Source organism: Mesorhizobium sp. M0514 (genome assembly GCF_040321145.1).
GTDB lineage: Bacteria > Pseudomonadota > Alphaproteobacteria > Rhizobiales > Rhizobiaceae > Mesorhizobium.
The window spans coordinates 1-19,823 of sequence record NZ_JAMYQZ010000019.1 but is presented as its reverse complement, the minus strand read 5'-3'; the positions used below and the strand labels follow the sequence as shown (position 1 = coordinate 19,823).

13 protein-coding genes and 1 pseudogene are annotated in these 19,823 nt (G+C 61.1%); 6 read left to right on the top strand and 8 right to left on the bottom strand.

What is annotated here, in order from left to right; genetic code table 11:
• Positions 1-2 precede the first annotated feature (2 nt).
• From NKI61_RS10540 to NKI61_RS10525, 4 genes are all read left to right on the top strand, one after another.
• Positions 3-902 (top strand): dihydrodipicolinate synthase family protein, encoded by a 900-nt coding sequence (locus NKI61_RS10540; RefSeq protein ID WP_023747238.1) that lies wholly within the window; start codon positions 3-5, stop codon positions 900-902.
• Positions 903-2,070: 1,168 nt separating this feature from the next.
• Positions 2,071-2,529, top strand: a complete 459-nt coding sequence (locus NKI61_RS10535) for a (2Fe-2S)-binding protein (protein ID WP_023708041.1) — start codon at positions 2,071-2,073, stop codon at positions 2,527-2,529.
• A 3-nt stretch (positions 2,530-2,532) separates the two neighbouring features.
• Entirely contained in the window at positions 2,533-4,743 is a 2,211-nt protein-coding gene (locus NKI61_RS10530) for a xanthine dehydrogenase family protein molybdopterin-binding subunit (RefSeq protein WP_352839345.1), read from the top strand.
• A 1,118-nt stretch (positions 4,744-5,861) separates the two neighbouring features.
• A complete protein-coding gene (locus tag NKI61_RS10525) occupies positions 5,862-7,925 on the top strand; it encodes a carbamoyltransferase family protein (RefSeq protein ID WP_352839427.1) in 2,064 nt (687 codons plus the stop codon).
• 643 nt (positions 7,926-8,568) lie between these two features.
• Here NKI61_RS10525 and NKI61_RS10520 read toward each other — a convergent pair.
• Both NKI61_RS10520 and NKI61_RS10515 read right to left on the bottom strand, forming a co-directional pair.
• Positions 8,569-9,207: an FMN-binding negative transcriptional regulator gene (locus tag NKI61_RS10520; RefSeq protein WP_352839344.1), complete on the bottom strand. Its 639-nt coding sequence runs from the start codon at positions 9,205-9,207 to the stop codon at positions 8,569-8,571.
• A 49-nt stretch (positions 9,208-9,256) separates the two neighbouring features.
• The gene (locus NKI61_RS10515; RefSeq protein WP_352839342.1) at positions 9,257-9,901 is read right to left on the bottom strand and encodes a helix-turn-helix domain-containing protein; all 645 of its coding nucleotides are present in this window, start codon (positions 9,899-9,901) and stop codon (positions 9,257-9,259) included.
• Positions 9,902-9,990: 89 nt separating this feature from the next.
• On the opposite strand from NKI61_RS10515, the gene NKI61_RS10510 reads away from it, so the two are divergent.
• Entirely contained in the window at positions 9,991-11,136 is a 1,146-nt protein-coding gene (locus tag NKI61_RS10510; protein WP_352839341.1) for a trans-sulfuration enzyme family protein, read from the top strand.
• A 548-nt stretch (positions 11,137-11,684) separates the two neighbouring features.
• Positions 11,685-13,331, top strand: coding sequence for an MFS transporter (locus tag NKI61_RS10505; RefSeq protein ID WP_352839339.1), 1,647 nt, complete (start codon positions 11,685-11,687; stop codon positions 13,329-13,331).
• A gap of 408 nt (positions 13,332-13,739) precedes the next feature.
• Here the strand turns inward: NKI61_RS10505 and NKI61_RS10500 are convergent.
• From NKI61_RS10500 to NKI61_RS10470, 6 genes and pseudogenes are all read right to left on the bottom strand, one after another.
• Positions 13,740-14,133 (bottom strand): annotated as a pseudogene (locus NKI61_RS10500) (nodulation factor fucose acetyltransferase NolL); the annotation flags it as partial.
• A gap of 1,290 nt (positions 14,134-15,423) precedes the next feature.
• Positions 15,424-17,391, bottom strand: coding sequence for a relaxase/mobilization nuclease RlxS (gene rlxS, locus NKI61_RS10490; RefSeq protein ID WP_023711844.1), 1,968 nt, complete (start codon positions 17,389-17,391; stop codon positions 15,424-15,426).
• A 186-nt stretch (positions 17,392-17,577) separates the two neighbouring features.
• Positions 17,578-18,264: a lytic transglycosylase domain-containing protein gene (locus NKI61_RS10485; protein ID WP_352839338.1), complete on the bottom strand. Its 687-nt coding sequence runs from the start codon at positions 18,262-18,264 to the stop codon at positions 17,578-17,580.
• Positions 18,252-18,800 carry a S26 family signal peptidase gene (locus NKI61_RS10480; RefSeq protein ID WP_352839337.1) on the bottom strand — a complete coding sequence of 183 codons (549 nt, stop codon included), beginning with the start codon at positions 18,798-18,800 and terminating at the stop codon, positions 18,252-18,254. The genes NKI61_RS10485 and NKI61_RS10480 overlap by 13 nt, the downstream gene beginning before the upstream one ends.
• On the bottom strand, positions 18,797-19,066 hold the full coding sequence (locus NKI61_RS10475) for a helix-turn-helix transcriptional regulator (RefSeq protein ID WP_023672373.1): 270 nt from the start codon (positions 19,064-19,066) through the stop codon (positions 18,797-18,799). Before NKI61_RS10475 ends, NKI61_RS10480 begins: the two co-directional genes overlap by 4 nt.
• A gap of 170 nt (positions 19,067-19,236) precedes the next feature.
• Positions 19,237-19,560: a DUF736 domain-containing protein gene (locus tag NKI61_RS10470; protein ID WP_023672372.1), complete on the bottom strand. Its 324-nt coding sequence runs from the start codon at positions 19,558-19,560 to the stop codon at positions 19,237-19,239.
• Positions 19,561-19,823: the final 263 nt, after the last annotated feature.

The window sequence follows — 19,823 nt, the reverse complement described above, 5'->3', positions numbered from 1 at the left end:
CCATGGCATTCCTGAGCGGTCTTTCCGCGTTCCCCATCACCCCAACCAATCGTGACGGCCGCGTCGATAGCGTTGCCCTGCGCAGGCTGATTGCTCGGCTTGGCATTGCTCAGGTCGATTCCATCGGTCTTCTCGGCAGCACCGGCACATACATCTATCTGTCGCGCGAGCAACGGCGGCGGGCGCTCTCCGAGACCTTGGACCAAACGGCGGGGCAAATGCCGGTCGTGGTGGGTGTGGGCGCGCTGCGCACCGATGAAGCCGTGGGGCTCGCGCAAGACGCCAAGGCCCTTGGAGCAGCTGCGGGTTTGCTTGCCGCCGCCTCCTACACCCCGCTTACTGATGACGAGGTGTTAGAACATTTCTCCACTGTGGCGCGCGAAAGTGGCCTGCCGATCGTCGTCTACGACAATCCAGGAACGACGCATTTCCATTTCAGTCCACCCCTTGTCAGCCGCCTGGCAAAGGTGGCTGGGATTGTCGCCATCAAGAATCCGACAGACAAAAGCGATGCGATCAAGAACCACCTGACCGCCCAGAGGCGCACACTGCCGGAAGGGTTCTCGATTGGCTACAGCGGCGACTGGAACGCCGCCGAGGCCATGATCGCCGGCGCCGACACATGGTACAGCGTCCTCGCGGGCATCCTGCCCGAGGTCTGCATGACGATCGTCACAGCGGCGCAACAGGGGGATGCGGCCGAAGCGCGACGGATCAATGCCGCGCTGGTTCCGATCTGGAGCCTCTTCAAGGAGTTCTCAAGCCTTCGCGTCGTCTATGCACTCGCTGAATTGCTCGACATTTGTGCCGACCCCCCGCGTCCCATCCTGCCTCTGCCCCCAGCAGCGAAGCGCCAGATCGCCGCCGCGTTGAAAGGTTTGCCATCGGATGCCAGCCGGTGAACAGCAAACCTCGTTCGGCAAGTGAAAGGAAGTGTCATGTATTTACCCGCTCATTTCGAGAACTGATCGAAAACAACGCACTCGGCGTGCTGATAGGCATGGCTTGAGCGGTCTCGACGCCAATAACACTCCCTTCGAACTCAACAATCGACTGCGGAGGTACAGACTGCGCAGGCACTCCGCCCATGCCGCACCGTTGGCCTTCAAACTAGGAATCGGTGGTTTATCCATTGGAATGGCATCGAGCCGGCGCTTTACTTCCGGCCCGGTGCGCGCATTGAAGCCAGTGCCAATGCCGCCGGCGAACACCATATTTCCGTCCTCGACATTCGCCAGAGCACGCTTCCCGACCGCCGTAACTGTTGCCGGGTTCGCAGCCGATGACGATGAACTCATCACTCAGCACGCATTTTGTCTCACCCATTCTTGGCGCCGGCCGGATCGATATGGACTGACACGCAGCTTGGAGACGGTGCCCTCGAGGCCGAACTGGCAGACTTGCGCTAGAATGTCGCTGCCGCCGCTGATCTCGTCGCTCAGAACGATGCCGTTTGGCGGCGTTTCAGCAGGTTAACTAGCGCTTTGCGCCGATCGACGAGTGGCCGATCGCGAAGACCCGCGCCGTCGATCTTGAGCAGGTCGAAGCCGGCAAGCATGGTCCTGACGTCTCCCGCCGCGGCCAAGAGCCCGCTGAAGACTGGGAAGCGCGACAAGCCTTCTGGTCAACGACGAACGCCTCACCGTCTATTATAGCGTCCGAGGCGCCGAGCTCGGCTACCGCCCGGGACGATAGTCGGAAACCTGAGGGTCCAGTCGTGGAGGTTGCGGGTCGAGGTAGGCCCCCATCGATAGTCGTCCCATTTCATTTCGTGTAGCCAATCAGGGCCCTGCCGGACGCGGCCGACCAGCGGTCGATGTTCGCGACGACCCGAATGTCCAGTCTCGTGTAACCCAGCCTAAGCGGCCTGTCCGCCCAAAAAATGACATTCAGTTGCCTCCAGCCTTTCGACACGACCCACTTCACGATCTCGTAACTCGCCAAACTAGCGGCTTGTTGCGTGAGCTGCGCGTTCCTACGGTGTGGTCGCTAGGCCCAGCAACAAGAGCTCGGTTGCCAGGCGGGCGGAGGCTCAACGAGATAGCCAGCTCAGGACAAGGAGAGCAAGCAATGGTCGCTTTTACCCTCAATGGCGAGGCGCGAACACTTGACGTCGATCCAGAGATGCCGCTGCTCTGGGCGGTCCGTGACGTCATCGGACTCACGGGAACGAAATTCGGTTGCGGGCTTGCCCAGTGCGGCGCTTGCACGGTTCACGTTAACGGCATGCCGACGCGCTCGTGCCAGACCGCAGTCGGCGACATCGAAGGAGCCTCGATCACCACCATTGAGGGTGTGTCGGGCAAGATAGGCGAAACGGTCCAGGCCGTGTGGGCCGAGTTCGACGTACCTCAATGCGGCTATTGCCAGTCTGGCCAGATCATGTCGGCCGTGGCCCTGCTTACAGAAACGCCTAAGCCGTCGGACGATGATATTGATTCGGCGATGAGCGGCAATCTCTGCCGCTGCGCCACCTATCATCGCATCCGCGCGGCCATCCACGAGACCGCCAACCGGCTGGAGACTTGAGGCATGTCGCAGTTTCTCTCGAAGCATAACTCCGTGCGGCCCACGCGCCGCCGGTTCCTCGTCGGCGCGGGCGTCACCACCGCTGGCCTCGCCGTGGGCTACCGGCTAGTGCTGGCGGCGTCCGACATCGCACAAACGACTACTGCAAAGGTTCAGGCGAACCCCTTCCAGACCTATGTCGAGATCACAAAGGAGAACCGAATCATCATCTACTCCTCGCAGTTCGAGATGGGACAAGGCTCCTATTTCGGCATCGCCACCCTGGTTATGGAAGAGCTCGACGGCGACTGGGCGCAGGTGGACGTGGTCGGCGGATATGGCAATACCGCGCTCTACGGCAATCTCGCCTGGGGCGGGGCCGCACAGGCAACTGGTGGCTCCACGTCGATGAGTTCGTCGTGGGAACGCTACCGCAAGGCGGGTGCTGCCGCACGGGCCTTGCTGGTGGCGGCCGCGGCGCAGCGGTGGGATGTGCCAGCCGGCGAGATCAAAGTCGCTTCCGGGGTCGTGTCGCACGCCTCAGGGATGCAGGCGCGCTACGGTGACCTGGCTGAAGCCGCAGCGGGAATGCCGGTTCCCGACGACGTGCCGCTAAAGCCGCGCGACAAGTGGGCCCAGATCGGATCGGACAGCCTCAAGCGCTACGATTCCGCCGGCAAGACCAACGGCGCGCAGACCTACACGATCGACCTCATGATGGAGGGACTCCAGACGGCCGTTATGATCCATCCGCCGAAGTTCGGCGCCGAGATCGAGAGCTTCGACGCAACCAAGGCGAAGGCACTCGACGGCATTGTCGATGTCGTCCAGACGCCGCGAGGCATTGCCGTGGTTGGCAGGGACACCTGGACGGCTCTAAAGGGCCGCGAACTCGTGGAGGTGACCTGGAACGAGGAGAAGGCCGAAGGGCGCGGCACGGCCGAGATCATGGCCGAATACAACAAGGCAGCAGACGATCTGGGCGCGGCCACCGCGCGCGACGACGGTAACACTCCCGCAGCATTCGCCAGTGCTGAGAAAATCATCGAGGGGCACTACGAATTCCCCTATCTTGTCCATGCTTCGATCGAGCCACTCAACGCGGCCGCCCGAATCAACGAAGACGGCACCATCGACGTCTGGGGCGGACACCAGATGCCCGACCTTTATCAGGCGGCTGCCGCTCAGGTAGGCGGCACCACGCCGGACAAGGTGAGGCTGCACGTGATGAAGACCGGCGGCAGTTTCGGCCGCCGCGCGGTCTTTGATGCAGATGTCATTATCGAAGCTGTTTCCACAGCGCGTGCACTGGGACGCGGCAAGCCAGTGAAGGTGCAGTGGACCCGCGAGAATGACATGCGGGGTGGGCGGTACCGGCCGGCCTATGTGCATGCAGTCAAGGCGGGGCTCGACAAGAAAGGCAATGTCGTCGCTCTCCATGACCACATCGTAGGCCAATCGGTCTTGGGCGGTTCGATCTCTGCGGCGATGATCAAGAACGGCATCGATCCAACCTCCGTAGAGGGCGCCACCAACCTGCCGTATGCGATCCCGAACCTGAAGGTCGAGCTGACCACCACGGACGTGAACATCCCGGTGCTGTGGTGGCGTTCGGTAGGCTCCACCCACACCGCTTACGCGGTGGAAACCCTGATCGATGAGCTCGCCGCCGCTGCGAACCGTGATCCGGTCGACTTCCGCTTGTCAATGCTCGGTCACCATCCACGGAATGCCGCCGTGCTTAAAGTGGCTGCTGAGAAGGCAGGCTGGGACAAGCCTCTGCCGGAAGGCCGTTTCCGCGGCGTGGCCCTGCATGAAAGCCTCTCGACCTATGTCGCCGATGTGGTGGAGATCACCCTCAACGATGAAAATGGTTTCAAGGTCGACCGCGTCGTCTGCGCGGTAGATTGCGGCACCGCGATAAATCCTGGCCAGATTCGCGCTCAGATGGAGGGCGGTATCGGCTTCGGGCTAGGCGCGATCCTCCAGGAGGAGCTGACCCTGAATGGCGGTGTCGTAGACCAAGAGAACTACGATACCTATACACCGCTCAGGATCGAGCAGATGCCGCGAGTCGAGGTGCACATTGTGCCGTCCGAGGAGCCGCCCACGGGAGTTGGTGAACCAGGTGTGCCGCCTATCGGCCCGGCCGTCGCCAACGCGCTACGGGCGGCGACGGGCAAGACTATCCGCAAGCTGCCGATTATAAAGAACATGTCAGGAATGACACCATGAAACAGCCGCGATGAAAATCGCGCCGTTTTCGAAACGCCTCCTGACAGGCGCTCATCTCCATGGGTCAAATTCCGGCGGCTGCCCGCTCCAATATCCGGGTTGGAGACGGCACCCCGTGTTCTGAACGACCACAGACGGGCCTTGGCGCCGGTTCCACTGAAGAACCGCTTTCGAGACGCAAATGCGTCCACTCCATGAAGAGCACAACCGTATAGCACCAGGAAGGCTAGCTACCTCCAGGCCCTCAGAAAACCGAACCTCCCGAGCTCAGAGGCGCTCGTGATCACAATCGCGCTGGTGCGTGGATCATTGTTCAAGGGTTTGCCGATAGGCAGGCGAGATGGCCGATCGACATGATCTTCGCCCGATGCTCTACAAACACAATGCCAGCCGCTGTCACGGAGTCGCGAAGACGAAGGCAATGAGGGTCGACGCCGATACTCATCGTTTGGTTGACAGAGCGCTTGGAATGCCATGCGCTTCACATCGGAGTAGCCATCCGGGAAGCCTGAAGCGCTTAGAAAACGCATGTGCTGCGGCTGTTATTCATAGCGTGGATGACTTTGATCAAAACAATCGATTTCATCACCCTTCCGGAATCGTGCATGGACAAAAAAGAGCCTCACGCACCAATCACACGCTGCTCTATCGCGTGACGAAAGCTGCCTTAGGAATAATCCAAAGGAGAAAATCTTCCATGCGCCCTGACGTGCAGTGGAGGTCGTGCCGAGAAAGTGAGTTGCAACTGGCCGACAATGTCGGGCGGTGCGACCATGGTCGCTTCGGGAAATGAAATCGGGCCAGTTCACGGGGGCGGTACTGTTATTCGTCGACGGCCGCCCTTCCCAAGAACAGGCGGCATCGCAAGTTGGTTCTGCCGATGAAAACGACATCGCCGGATACATGTCAGCAGCCGCTCAGGATTGGATGATCCAAGCTCTCGGCGTGATGGCACCGTAGGCGTCACAGTCGAAGCATCTCATTGATCGTTTATGAGGCTTTCTTCGATGCCGCTGATGCCTGACGGGCGGTCGCAGCTGCAGGCGACAACACGGCCTATTTAGTTGGAACAGTCGAGGTAAGCCAATTTGGCTTCCCGTTACTATTTGGAGAAAGAAATGCTGTGTCTAGGAATCAGCGGCGGACTTGACCAAGTCCATGAAAACCGATTCGAGCGTCCGAACGCCTTTATGCACGATGGCGCCGCGGTGCTCGTCCGAGACGGAAAGGTGATAGCCGCCGTAGAAGAGGAACGCCTCAATCGAATCAAGCACTCGAACAAGCTGCCAAGTGGTTCGATTCAATACTGTCTTTCGACGGCCGGGGTTCAGCTCAGCGACATTGATCGTGTCGCGGTCTACGCCAGCGAGCCCTACGCCAACGCCATGCTTGAAGGTATGTCCGCTTCCCAACCAGACATTCTCTCCATTCCGTTGGATGCTAAAATGTTGGTGCAGAACCTGTTAGCGCGTGAGTTCGGCACTAAGTTGGACAGTTCACGTATTTCATTCGTAGGTCATCATCAGGCGCACGCCGTGAGCGCCTTTGCAATGTCGGGCTTCGAACAAAGTCTCATTCTAGCGATTGATGGCTGTGGTGATTTCCTGTCGGGCCTTGTGGCGGTAGGGTCTGGCACAGAAATTACGCAAATCGAGGCTTTCCCGGAGGACAATTCTCTTGGGCTGTTTTATCTCGAGACGATCCGCTGTCTCGGCTACGGCTTGTTCGACGAGTATAAGGTAATGGGACTCGCGCCCTATGGCGACCCCGCTCCCTATCGCGAGCTCTTCGAGCAGTTCTACGAGCTCTCCGCCAACGGTGGCTACCGTGTTCACCTCGACCGCATCGGTCCGGCGTTGCTCCGCAACATCGAGATCAGGCGAAAGGGAATGCCTTTCACCCAGCAGCATCGAGATGTGAGTGCGTCACTGCAGGAAGCGCTTGAGCGGATCGTGTTCCACATTCTCCGGCACCACCGTGAGGCCACCGGCATGAAGCGGTTGTGTCTGGCGGGAGGGGTAGCCCACAACTGCACCATGAACGGCAAGCTGCTGTATTCAGGGCTTTTCGAAGACATCTTCGTGCAACCCGCGTCTCACGACGCTGGCTGCGCATTGGGAGCTGCGCTGATAGTCTCTAACGAGATGGGCCGCCCCGCGCCGCGTGAGCGACTGCAGGAGGTCTATTGGGGTCCTGATCTCGGGAGCGACCGCGCCGTGGAACAGGAACTGAATGCATGGGCCGGACATCTCGAGGTTGAACGCTCTTATGACGTAGCGATCAGTGCAGCCGACTGGATCGCCAACGGCGCCGTGATCGGCTGGGTGCAGGGTCGTTCGGAGTTTGGGCCACGTGCGCTGGGCAACCGCAGCATTCTTGCCGACCCTCGGCCCGCTGCGAACAAGGACCGGATCAATGCCATGGTCAAGAAGCGCGAAGGCTACAGGCCTTTCGCACCATCTGTGCTGGAAGAGGATGCGAGCGAATTTTTCGACCTCCCGGACGGTAAGCACGAATTTCCATTCATGAATTTCGTCGTTCGCGTGCGTGACTCAAAGCGCGCCTTGTTGGGTGCCATTACGCACGTCGACGGTACGGCTCGGCTGCAAACAGTATCGCGCGATGCCAACCCCGCTTACTGGGAGGTCATCAATGCGTTCAAGAAGCGGACAGGCACTCCAATTCTGCTCAATACGTCCTTTAACAACAATGCTGAACCGATCGTGGATACGGTTGCAGACGCGATTGCCACATTTTTGACGACAGAGCTGGATGGACTTGTGGTCGGGCCCTTCCTGGTAAAAAAACGGGCTGCAACGCTGCACGATTGGACTGCGCTTGCGATTTCATTGCCTCCCTCAGTCTCCCTCCATCAAACCCGTGCTTACACAGCGCGAGATCATCAGGAGACTGTCTGCGAGATTATTCCGAACCACTCCAGCATTGACAGTGTGCGAATTTCAAACGACTTGTTTAATCTACTGATGCGGATCGAGGGCGAAGCCGTGTTGCGAGATCACCTCAATATGATTGAGCCGGATCAGGCCAGGCATGCAGCTCTAATGGAGGGCCTGCGAAGACTGTGGGAGCAGCGCCTGGTTCGGTTGCATCCCTCACAAGCTGGTCGGATGGATCATGCGTCCGATCAAACGCTGGACCAGCCCAATAGGCAATCAGCCTGATAGAGATGCACCTCAAGCTCGGCCAATCAAGGGTTTTTGTCGACCCCGCCTGCGAGCTCCCGCTGTGATTACGGGGTCGTCGCCTACGCGGCGGCGCCCACCACCATCTCCATCAGTCGCTTCGGCGACAAAGCCAATCATCTCCCGTAAGAGAAGTGCTTTCGGGCAAGTTCTGCAGGTTCAAGGAGTTCGTTGAAGGCGCCTCCAGCTGGAGCTGCGTCGAGCGCATCATCGCGCATGGTCGAACTCGGCGCCCAAGGGAAATCGCCCAATTCGACACGCGTGCGTTTGCGCCTCATTCAAAACCGCCGCGCGGGTGGTCGAGGTGAAATCGGAAGTCCGTCTGTGCCAGCCGACGACGTTCCCGCAGCGCATCCTGCACATCGCCCTCGATCGCATTCCTCAACTCGCGACATACGACGGGGCGCAGGCGCCGGAAACGAACCCGCCGACCGCAACCTGCAAACTCCCGCCTGTCCTCACGACGGAGCAATCCTGTCGCCTGACTAGGCGCGTGGAAAAGCATCACAAGGGTGACCACAGCGTCGCTTCAGGCCGTCAAACGCTATTGCCGTGCGTCAAGGCGGACTAGGTGACCCGTCGGGAAGCCGGCACCAGCGGCTTTGTCGGGACAAGACACATGCTATTGGGATTTGACCGCCGCAGCCGCGAGCATCGCTTCTCCCATCGCTATGGCCCCTTGGGCACGCAGCATTTCGCCAGGGTTCTGAATGTCGCGCAACTCTTTGTTCTGGCTGAGTTTTGTTTTTCCAACCAAGCCGGTGATCTCGATCTCCAGGGCGACGATTGCCTTGACCATCGTGTCGATGAAGTCCTTCGGCGCGTCGCTCATCTTCCATGGGACCGGCTGCGAGGCTTCTTGCATGTGAGTGAGCTTCGCCACGTTGCGGCGCACATACCGCTCATCATCCCGGACAGTGATGCGTCCGTGGGCATGGACGACGAGATAGTTCCAGGTCGGCACCTGCTTGTGGAATTCATGCTTGCTCGGATACCAGTTCGGCGAGATGTAAGCGTCGGCCGCACGGAAGATTACGAGAACCTCATCGCCATTGGCGACTTCCTCCCAGACTGGGTTCTTGCGAGCGACATGGCAATTGAGAACGCCCTTGTCTCCCTTCGAGCGGTCAAGCTCGAAAGGGAGGTGGTTCGCGTCCAGCGTGCCTTTGCTTTGGGTGACGAGGATACCGAGCGGGTGTCTCTCGATAAGGTCGAACAGGGCGTTCTGATCAGGGACGGCAAAATGAGGCGGAACGTACAACGGTTTATCTCCTGTCGCGAATGTGCGGTTGTTAGTAATCGGCGGGGCCTTACGGAACGTGCCCCTGAATCTTCGCTGCCGTCGACGAGTGCCCCGGATTTCGGTGTCCACCACGCTCAAGCACCGCCATCGTGAAGTGGGCGGGCACATCAGATGCCGCCGCATATGAGTGAGGTTGGTCAGTGACAAGCCGCGCACTCTCGCCTTCGCTTAAAATTTCCACGTGGGTACCTACCACAACGCTCAGGGCACCCTGACTGACCGAGATCAGCTCGCGCGTATCCGGACTATGAGCATCCGCGGAAAACACGTCGCCCGGCATCATGACCCAGCTCCACAGTTCGAACATCGTGCGTCCCGAGGTCGACGAATGCAGTTGCGCAGAGCTTCCTTTGGCGCTCGTCCAAAGCCTCCTGGTCTCTGTCCGCTCGATGGGAAGGCGCACCGTGGAAGGGTGCTCGTTCAACAAATCGGCCACCGAGAGCGAAAACGCCGCCGCCAGCCGACACAGTATGCCGATACTGGGGTTCGCCCTACCCTGCTCCAGCGCGACCACGGTTCCCTTCGATAGGCCACTTAGTTTAGCCAGGCGATCCAGGGTCAGGTTTTGGTCACGCCTCATGTCTCGGATCCGGGCTGCTATCGCTTGCCCAAGCGCTTGCTCGGCATCAAACGCTTCCGTAACATTGGTCATTATATTGACTTGGGTCCTCGGCTCACGTATTGCGGTCAGTATAATGACCGGCACGAAATTGCAACTGCCCGTTAGGAAGGAAATAACCGATGCGTTTTGAGACGAAGGCGATCCACTGCGGCCGAGGTGTCGACGCGTCCACGGGGGCCGTATCCATGCCGCTGCACACCAGCACGACGTTCGAACGAGGCGCCAACGGGTCATTTCCGTCCGGCTTCGAATACACAAGGGATGGAAATCCGACACGCAATGCGTTCGAGGCGGCCATGGCGACGCTTGAGGGAGGGGGAGACGGCATCGCCTTCGCTTCGGGCATGGCCGCAATCGCTGCAGTTTTCGAGAGCCATCCGTCGGCGGGTCGGATCGTTCTGCCGGATGACATGTATTTCGGCATTCGTTCGCTGATCGAAGAGACCGACATTGGGTCTCGCTTCGACTTTGCCCCCGTCGACATGCGCGATTTGGACGCTTTGCGCGCCGCGGTGACATCGAAGCGGACTGGCCTCGTCTGGGTCGAGACGCCGTCAAACCCGATGATCCGCGTTGTCGACATTGCGGCCATCTGCGCAATCGCGCACGAGGCAGACGCCTTGGCGGTGGTGGACAATACGTGGGCCACCCCAGTGCTTCAACTGCCACTCGAAATCGGGGCAGACGCGGTGATGCACTCGGCGACAAAGTACATTGGCGGCCACTCGGATTTGATGGCCGGTGTCGTCATTGTCCCAAACGCGACACCCCTCGGTCGCCCATTGCGGATGGTCCAGAAACACAAGGGCAGCGTCGCAGCGCCCTTCGACTGTTGGCTGGCGTTGCGGGGCCTGCAGACATTGCCGGTCCGCATGCGCGCCCATTGCGAAGGCGCCCAGAAAGTGGCCGAGGCCCTGGCGTCTCATCCGCGCGTCGAAAAAGTGCTCTTTCCTGGTTTGCAAACTGATCCGGGACACGATCTTGCTACGCGGCAAATGAGCCATTACGGAGCGATGCTATCCTTTATCGTCGAGGGCGGAGCCGATGCTGCAATGGCCGTGGCCGGCCGCCTGAAGATTGTTGTCCGGGCGACAAGCCTTGGCGGGACGCATTCTCTGATAGAGCATCGCGCATCCGTTGAAGGTGCGAAGTCCAAAGCGCCAAGCGGATTGCTGCGAATTTCTGTAGGGCCTGAACATCCTCAGGACATTATAGATGACCTGATGCAGGCCCTAGGCGAAACCTGCAAAGCGGGAGTCCAATGACGGGTGCAAGAACTCTGGCGCCGCTTTACGTGACGGCTGGCGCAGCCGACGATCGGCAGAACAATGTTCCTGCTGAGTAGAACGCACGTCCTCTGGTGAACCGCTACCGCCGTGTCGCATTGTCTCGGGCGTGGTGGTCGCCTGGGTGATGAACGTCTTCGGGTTTCCGGACGATGGCCACGCGCTCGACCGGATAGCGGAAATACCCAGATTTGCCGTTGACCTACTGCTGCTCGACCTCGTCGGAGATCGCGGTCAACAGATGGGATGGATGTGCTGGCACTACGGCAGTTTGACAAGCCGGCCATCGGGGCGCTAGCACCGTCCAAAGCCAAGAGTCGCAGGGCAGAACTGACCGCACCCAGCGGGCTGCGGGACCCATCAGCTAACGGCCAGGTTGGTACCTCAAGGCGCATCAGCACCATGGATGTCACATTGTCCTTGTTGCGAGCGCGATTTCGGAACTTCGTTGTGACGCAGTCTGTGCACAGAGCGCACCGCTGTAAGCAAATGAGCGGACGAACGACACCCAGTGGAGGAGAGAAGTGATGCGGCGTCAAGATCCTCCGCGCTTTGCGGCAAACACACTGATCCCTCTTCACAACCCGGTCTTTCGTTCTATCTGGACAGCCACGCAGATATCCAGCCTTGGCTGGCTGGTGCAGAGCGTGGCTATAAGCTGGCTCATGGCGACGATTTCAGCCTCCGATCTAATGGTTGCGCTCGTACAGGCTGCATCGACACTGCCCGCGTTCTTCTTGTCGATCCTTGCTGGAGCCATTGCAGACAGCTTCAGCCGCCGCGGCGTGATGCTTGCCGGACACTGCCTTATCGCACTGGCATCCACGGCGCTGGCACTCGCTGTGGGACTGGGCTTTGTTAGTCCATGGCTGATCCTGGGACTGAGTTTCTTGGCCGGATGCGGCTTTGCCTTGAACGATCCAGCATGGCACGCGTCGGTAGGCGATATCCTGGAAAAGCGCGACATACCCGCCGCAGTGACGCTGATGTCGGTGGGCTACAACGTGGTTCGGAGCATAGGACCGGCGCTGGGCGGTGTAATCTTAGCTTTGCTAGGCCCCCTTACGGCTTTCGCCCTCGCTGCGCTGAGTGACCTGGTCCCGTTGAGCGCTGTTCTGCGCTCAAAGTGGCAAGTTCGCTTTTCGCCTCTTCCGCGCGAGCGGATGACTACGGCCATTCATGATGGCATGCGATTCACGGCAATATCCTCAGAGATCAGAGTGGCGATTGTGCGTGCAACCCTATTCGGGCTGTCAAGCATCTCGATCCTTGCTCTGCTCCCCCTCCTGGTTCGCGACCAGCTGGCGGGAGGGCCAATTGTTTACGGGGTGCTATTGGCTGGCTTCGGCACAGGCGCCTTCATAGCCGGCATTGGCAGCAGCTACTTGAGACGCATTACATCCCAGAACCGATTGATCACGCTCGCATCCGTTGCTTGCGCAACGTGTTGCCTTTTGATGGCCCTCACATCGTCGGTGGCTGTGGCGGCGATCGCGCTTGCAATCGGTGGCGCTGGCTGGGTTGTCACCTGGACCGGAACCGACGTGTGTGTGCAGTTGGCAAGCCCAAGGTGGGTCGTTGGTCGGACCCTGTCCATCTATTACGCCCTGACCTACGGCGGCATGGCAGCGGGCAGCTGGATCTGGGGTGCTGTCGCGCAGTACTATTCGCTGACGTGGGCTTTGGAAGGTGCTGCAGCGGCACTGTTGCTGGTCGCGGGTGTGGGAAAGCTATTGCCAGTGCGGCTATGGGAGGAATCGGATCAAGCGGCCGTCGACTTCAGGCCACCAGAACTGGCCCTCCCTTTGAAGCCCAGGAGCGGTCCGATCGTGATCAAGGTGGAGTACTCGATACCCGAGGAGAGTATCGATCAATTTCTGAGCTGCATGCGCGAAAGGCGGCGCGTTCAGAGCCGCGCCGGTGCGCGGGACTGGACCCTCCAGCGCGACCTTCAGAAGTCGACGCTTTGGACCGAGACATTCCGCACGCCGACATGGACGGACTATCTTCGTCTACACCATCGGCTGACGGTGAATGACAGGGAGGTAGGCGAGCGCCTTGCCGCTCTGCACATGGGTGATTCTCCGCCTCGCATCTCACTTTCAATCGAGCGGTCGACAAGCCCCGCCCCCGGCAGCCAAGTCCAGCCTGTGCCTTTTGTATCGCGCCCGTGAGATAACCAAGACTTGTCTGGGCTTGGACACGGAACGAGCTACTCCTTGATTTGTCGAGCCTGCCCGGATTGCAAATCGTTCCGGCCGGTTAGGCGAGCATGAGGATTCGCGCGGCAATTATGTCAATCACGGGTCCCATGTTCAGCCCGCCCCCCCTCTGCCGCCAGATCGGCTTGAGCACGGATTCAGGTCGCCCGTCCTTTGCATAGCGGCGGGCAACGAATAGCAAGGGGGCGGAGGGTATCCCCGTCTGCGAAGCGGGCAGAGGAGGAATCCGCAAGGCGGGTTGCTGGGGAGAGGGGTCGCGCGCCTCTTTCCGCCTCACTTAGAAAACGTGCGGCCAAGCACGTTCATGTCGGCCGTGGGCGGCCGCAACAATTGCCTACAAGGCGCAAGCGTCGTCACATATTAAGCGTAGCCGCGCGACAACCATCCGTGGTCACGCGCAATCCTGCGAATTGTCAAGCGGAGACAACGATCGCGGCACCAAGCAAAGTGGCGAACCCGATTCTGCTCGGGAGATCCAAAGCTCTCCGAACCCTATTAGATCCATGAAGCGAAACACGGCGCCCTGAAGCAGGTAAAGCAGCAGTGTGCTCTGACCAAGCTCCACCGCAACAAAGCGAGCTACGCGAGTTGAATGGCCAACTCTCCAGCATAGGAACATAAGCTGCATTGTGACTGCAGAAGTTGCTACGGAGCCAATGAACATCAGCAACACTTGTCTCGCCGACTCTCCATCGTAGATCGAAACGAGATTGTTGTAGACGTAAGTCTCCCTTCCCCAAACAAGAAAGCACACTCACGGCGTGCCGAGCAGCTTGGCCAAGGAGCCGCACTGGGGCCTCCGGAGTGAGTGTTATCGCTCAAGCAGCCACGTCGGCGCGGCCTAAAATCTTCGATGAGCGCGTCAGGAGAGCGTCGATCTCCACATTTCTTCCAGGAGATCGTCCCCACATCATCATGGCCACGGCTCTAACGGGCTGGTGCCCTCCCTTTCCCGTTTTTTGTCTCGATGCTCGGTTGCGCCGCCCGCCGGGGCAAGGCAAAAAAATCGTCGAGGCTGAGCCCCCACTGCGGCTTCGGCGAAATATTCATCCACGGGTTCGCATCACCGCGGGCAGCGGGCGAGTTCGTCGATAGGAGTGCGGATGGAAGTAGGCGATGCACATCGTCACCAGCGGCTCAGATTGTGTGAGGTCCACGGCTCGCTGGTTTCCGCCGACGACGGCGCGGACGGCATCGGTATGCGCAGAGCGGGTCCGTCGGCTTGGCGTCAGTTTCGGGGCAAGGGGCTATTGCTGGTCGCGCGGCGCTGAGTTGGGCGGAAGGATCGACGGCGCAACCCGGGGCTCCCGCGCGACGAGCAGGTTTTTTTCCCGGTCTGACCTGGCCTCGAGTCCAGATGTCGCGATGACCGACGTGGCCGGCGCGATTGAACGGGTCTCATGCTCAAAGCTGCCTCGGTGCCTAGTAGCGGCACCGCATGACCCACCCGGCGCTGCTCGAAGTAAACCGCGGCCAGCCAACATCCGAAGGTGCGCCAGACCCGATGTCGCGGCGGCCTGATGGCTCCGGCGCCGTGCCGCGGCAGAAAGCTGCCGATCTCGTCTGGCATGGTCGCTGACCGCATCGTCACCCGGGCCATCGCAGCGACTTTTCTCCGTTACAAAGTCCCCGCGGGACGGACTGCCAGTTCACGCCAGGGCCAACAGCACCCGCAGGGGCGACCGCCGCGTCTGCCGGTCCTGCGAGTAGAATAAGATCGGGAAGTGCGGCTTCATCCTCGATGCCAGTGCCCGCTTCGCCGTACCGCGGCCGCCATAGCCCCCTTGCGCTATCACGAGTCAGCCCACCTTTCTAGCTGGCAGCCATCGGGAGCCGATCCGCAACCACAGGGCGGCACCTGTCGGCCCGGCTTCCGTGTCAACGCAGAACATGATGCATATTCCCAGCGCTTTTTGACAGAGCGAACTACAAAATGCAGAACACTGACTCTCCGCCAAATGAATGCTGCGAGCAAGCAGCAGGCGGAGGAACTCCGTCTGGGCTGAGTACCTGTTTCAACGTGAACAAATAAATTGTAGCCAGTTCACGAAACGCCAGGCCCGCTCCTCTGCCGTCCGATCGTCCAGGAAATCCCCTCGGCGCGCACCACGCCAGACACCTCCTTGCCGATATGATGCTCAAGCACCGGCCGCCAGGGCACCAGCGTGAACTCGCGCGATTTCTCGATGACAGCGTATTTTCCGCCGGCGAGCTCGACGCAGCGGCGCAGCGTACCGTCTATTCGATTGCCATGCTGCGCTTCAGAATACGAGAGCCCGAGTTCGTCCGAGAGCTGACTGGCAACACGGTTCAGCTCTCGTTGGCGCAGCATTGAAAGCATGTTGGCGCGATAGATGACCCGATCCTGCGCATCATGGGCAAGACCTTGCGCGATCAGCCACTGCTGTCGGCGGGCCTGGACCTGACGTACTTCTCGACCGAAGCCAGAGTCGCGCAAGGACTCAGGGTGGGCTGATACCAGCTCCTGGTCGATCCAGGTGGCGCCGTCAAAGCCTACTTGGCTCTCCAGCGGCATTGATGAGAGCTTGTCGACGACAACAGGCTGGGCCCTCGCTCGTTGACGCTCGTAATCCGCGACGCGGTTGAGATGGTCGGGCGCGACTGTCCATGTGCCGTCCGGCTCGCGCTCGACGCCACCGGTCGCACGGCGGATCGCCTCCAGTCGCCGCACGTGCGTTTCGGCAAAGCGTTCGGTGGCCGAGGGGTCATGCTTGAGATGGATATCGATGCTGTAGCGCCCGTCGTTGACCGTGGCGATGCCGGCAATTGTGCGGTCGACTTTTCTTGGCCCGGTGTCCCTCGGCCTGATCCGCACTATGCAGCCTTCTGGTGTCGGTTGGGTGGCCTCGCCTTTGCCGATATCAAAATAGTGGCTTTTGCCGTCCACGCCGTCGACGACGAGGTAATGGCGGTCAGTGATTTCGTCGGCCAGCCCGCGCCCGACGACACGTCCGACCACGGTTTGGGCCGACCCGTCGGATCGATCGTGGATAAGATAGTCGGCGGCACTGCGGACGAGCCCCTTGCCGGTCAGCTCGCGATGGATGGTCTTGACAATGTCGCCGCGCTCGCCGATGCGGCGTAGCGTGGCTTCGAGATCATCCTCCAGGCGCCAGCGACCCGAAGGCATCTCCTCGGCGAGGCCCATCCGCTCGAGCTTGCGCAGGCGGCCCTGGTGCAGCGTCTGGCGAAAGGTGTCTCGGCTGGCTGGTGAGACATGCCCCTCGTCGCGCATGCGCATCAGCTGCCGGTCGATGCTGGTGAAGCGTTCCTGCTCCATCTCCTGGCGCAAGCGCTGCTCGATCTCGCGGTCGGTGCGCGGGCCAAGGTCGAGGCTAACCAGTTCGGCTGCGCGCTCGCGCAGGCCAGAGGAGATGTAGTCCCGCGCGATGACGAGGTTTTCGCCGTGATCGTCCCTGCCGCGCACGATGATGTGGGTGTGAGGATGGCCGGTGTTGAAATGGTCGACGGCCACCCAGTCTAGCCTGGTGCCGAGGTCTTCTTCCATTTGCGCCATGAGGCGCCGGGTGAGCAGCTTCAGGTCATCATACTCGATACCGTCTTCAGGGGCGACGATGAAGCGGAACTGATGACGGTCACCGTTCGCGCGATCGAGAAAGGCCCTGCCGTCCGCGTGGTCTTTGTCGGCAGCGTAGAGCTCGCCACGCTCGCCTTCCCGGGTGACGCCGTCGCGCTGGAGGTAGCGGAGGTGCGCACGAGCTCCGTCGACTCCCTTGCCGGCCAGCTTGACGATGCGTGCCTTGACGACTGCGCGCCGCTGCCGAAACGCCGCGTGGCGGTCGCGTGCTCTAAGAACGGCGGCAGCAGCCCCGCCGCGCCCCACCCGGCTTCCGATGAAGCGGCTGCCGCGTCCGCTCCTGCCGCCTGCTCGGTTGACCGCGGCCTGGACCTGGCCAGCGTAGCGTTTGCCCGCCTTCGAGCCGCGCGAGCCAATTTTGCCGAGCCTCGGCGTGAATTCGTCATCCTGCATGCGGCCTCCGATGAACCAGCAGCAAAATCAGAGGCTTGCGCGCCAGACCCTCCTGGACCCGCAGGCAACCTCCCGGGAAAACGATGTGCAGACAAACACTTCGCCGCCTCAGGAGGCGATGCCTTTATCTTGCCTTCCGCGGACCTGCCTCCCTGCCCCCCGCCCGAACCGCGGTAGCCGCTGCCCTCACCTGCGATCCGGCCGGCCTGACCTTGCTCGCTCCGATCCGAGCGGCACCAGGAGGTGGCCATTCGGGCCGGTCACGGAAACACCGTTTCGGAGGAAAAACAGCGACTGCCCGGAAGGGATTCCCGGCGCGCTTTTGGAACGGGATTTGTCGGTGAGCGCGTCCATATCGGCGGCCGAAATGCCCGCCGCCTTGACCTCTTCCAGATACGAAACCGTCTCGCTGGGCAGTGGCCGCCCACGCTGCAAATGCTGTTCGTAGCGCTCCGGCCCGGCGTTATAGGCTGCAAACAGGCCTGGAAATCCGAAGCGGTCATACATGGCGCGCAGATAGGCAGTGCCTGCCAGAATGTTGTCGCGAGGGTCGTGCGGGGCGGCTCCCAGGCCAAGCTCTGCGCGCAACTCCTCGTAGGTGCCTGGCATCACCTGCATGAGGCCAATGGCGCCGGCGCTCGACGTGACCGGCCGCCCATTGAGCGTCGTCTGCCCCCGGCTTTCGGCATGCATGACGGCATAAATCCAGGTCTGTGGAATGCTGAAACGCCGGCTTGCTTCGGCTACGAAGGGCTGCCATCTTGCAAGCTGCGGACTATGGGAGATGACGACCGGCTTCGTGTTGGTCGCCGCGGAACAGGAGCATGGTGCGAGAGACACCATGCCCAGCATCAGGAGGGTCACTCGGTCCATAGCGGCACGAGCCTCCCGATGATATTTTCGGTCGGCACCGGCCCGAAATAGCGGCTGTCGAACGAGCGATTTTTGTCTCTGCCGAGTAGGAAAACCTCGGCAGCGGCGAGCTTTCGGCAGGCATTCCACCAAGGCAGCGGACGGTGCTGCGTGTCGGTTGCAAGCCGGCGCGCGACAATCTCGCCGCCGATGATGATGGCGTCGCCGAAGGCGCAGACATGCTCGCCAGCCAGCGCGGCAAGGTGCTTGACCAGCGGCACGTTGCTGGGCAGATAGAAGCGTTCGGCGGCCAGATCGACGACCGGTTTTGGCGGGCGGACGAGTACGAGATCACCAAGAGCCGGCGATCCGGACGCGACGCGATAGAGGCCGACCGGCGCACTCGCCGAGGCGTTCCAGACCAGCCAGGGCGATGGTTTGCCGAAGGCGGCGAAGCCGATCAGGGCAAGGCCCATCGTGGCCACGGCGATCGTCTTGCGCGCCCGAATGCGCCGCAGATGGCTGCCGATCAGATGGATGGTGGGACGCCGGCTCATGAGCGGCCTCCCTCGCCGGCCGAGCCGGAATCGTGCCCGCCGTCCTCGGGCCCGGTCTCCTGCGCGTGCCCCTTCGACCAATCGTCGAGTTCGTCGATGTGATAGCGGACATAGCGGCCGTGCTTGCGGAATTGCGGGCCGCCGCCTTTGAGGCGCATCTTCTCCAGCGTGCGCTGGGACAGCCCGATATAGAAGGCCGCCTGCGCGGTATTGAGAAACGGACTGCCCTTCTTGGCGCGGGCTGCGCGTTCGTTTTCGTCGTCCATGATGATCCTCGTTTGCTACGGACAAGCGAAGGCGAGGATCGGCGAGCGAGATCGTTTTGGGGACGGGCGAAGAGTGGGGGGCGAGTTTTCGCCGCCCCCTTCGGCGGCCTCACGGGTCCTGAGAGAGGACCCCGCGCCGGTGGCGGCGCGGGGCTTTCCGGATCGGCCGGTTAGTCGACCGGGTTCCAGATGATGGCGTAAGTGTCGTCGTCATCCTGGCCGGCGGCGCGGCCGAGATTGGCGTAGAGCTTGCGGGGGCCAAACTCGGGGGCGGCAATCGACAGGCTCACATAGTCCTTGCCGGAGGTCTCGCCGGTGCGGATCCAGCCCGCACCCACTTCGACCCCTTGCGTCAGCACCCGGAAGTCGGGATGGGTGTCGGCGCTCTTTGCCTGATTGGGCACGATATCGATGTCGGCTCGGACGCTGAGCGTCTTGAGCTGGCCCTTGTAGCCGCCGTTTTCCTGTTTGGTGACGTATCCGATCGCGGTCATTTCCAGTCTCCTCTTGGTGCTCGCAAGGGACCATTCCCCTGCGATGGCGGACCGTGATGGGCGCGTCCGGACCGCCGGAACCGGGACGGCCGCAGCGATAGCGGAGGACCCGCGCGGGCAGCTTTTTTGAAGCGAAGCGGCGCGAGGAAGCCGCCGCAGGCGGCGGGGAAAAAAGCTGCCGGCGAGGGTTTCGGGCGGGCCCGATCCGCCCATAGGTCGACAAGCCAGCCGCAGGGAATGGTCCCCGAGACACAATGGAGACA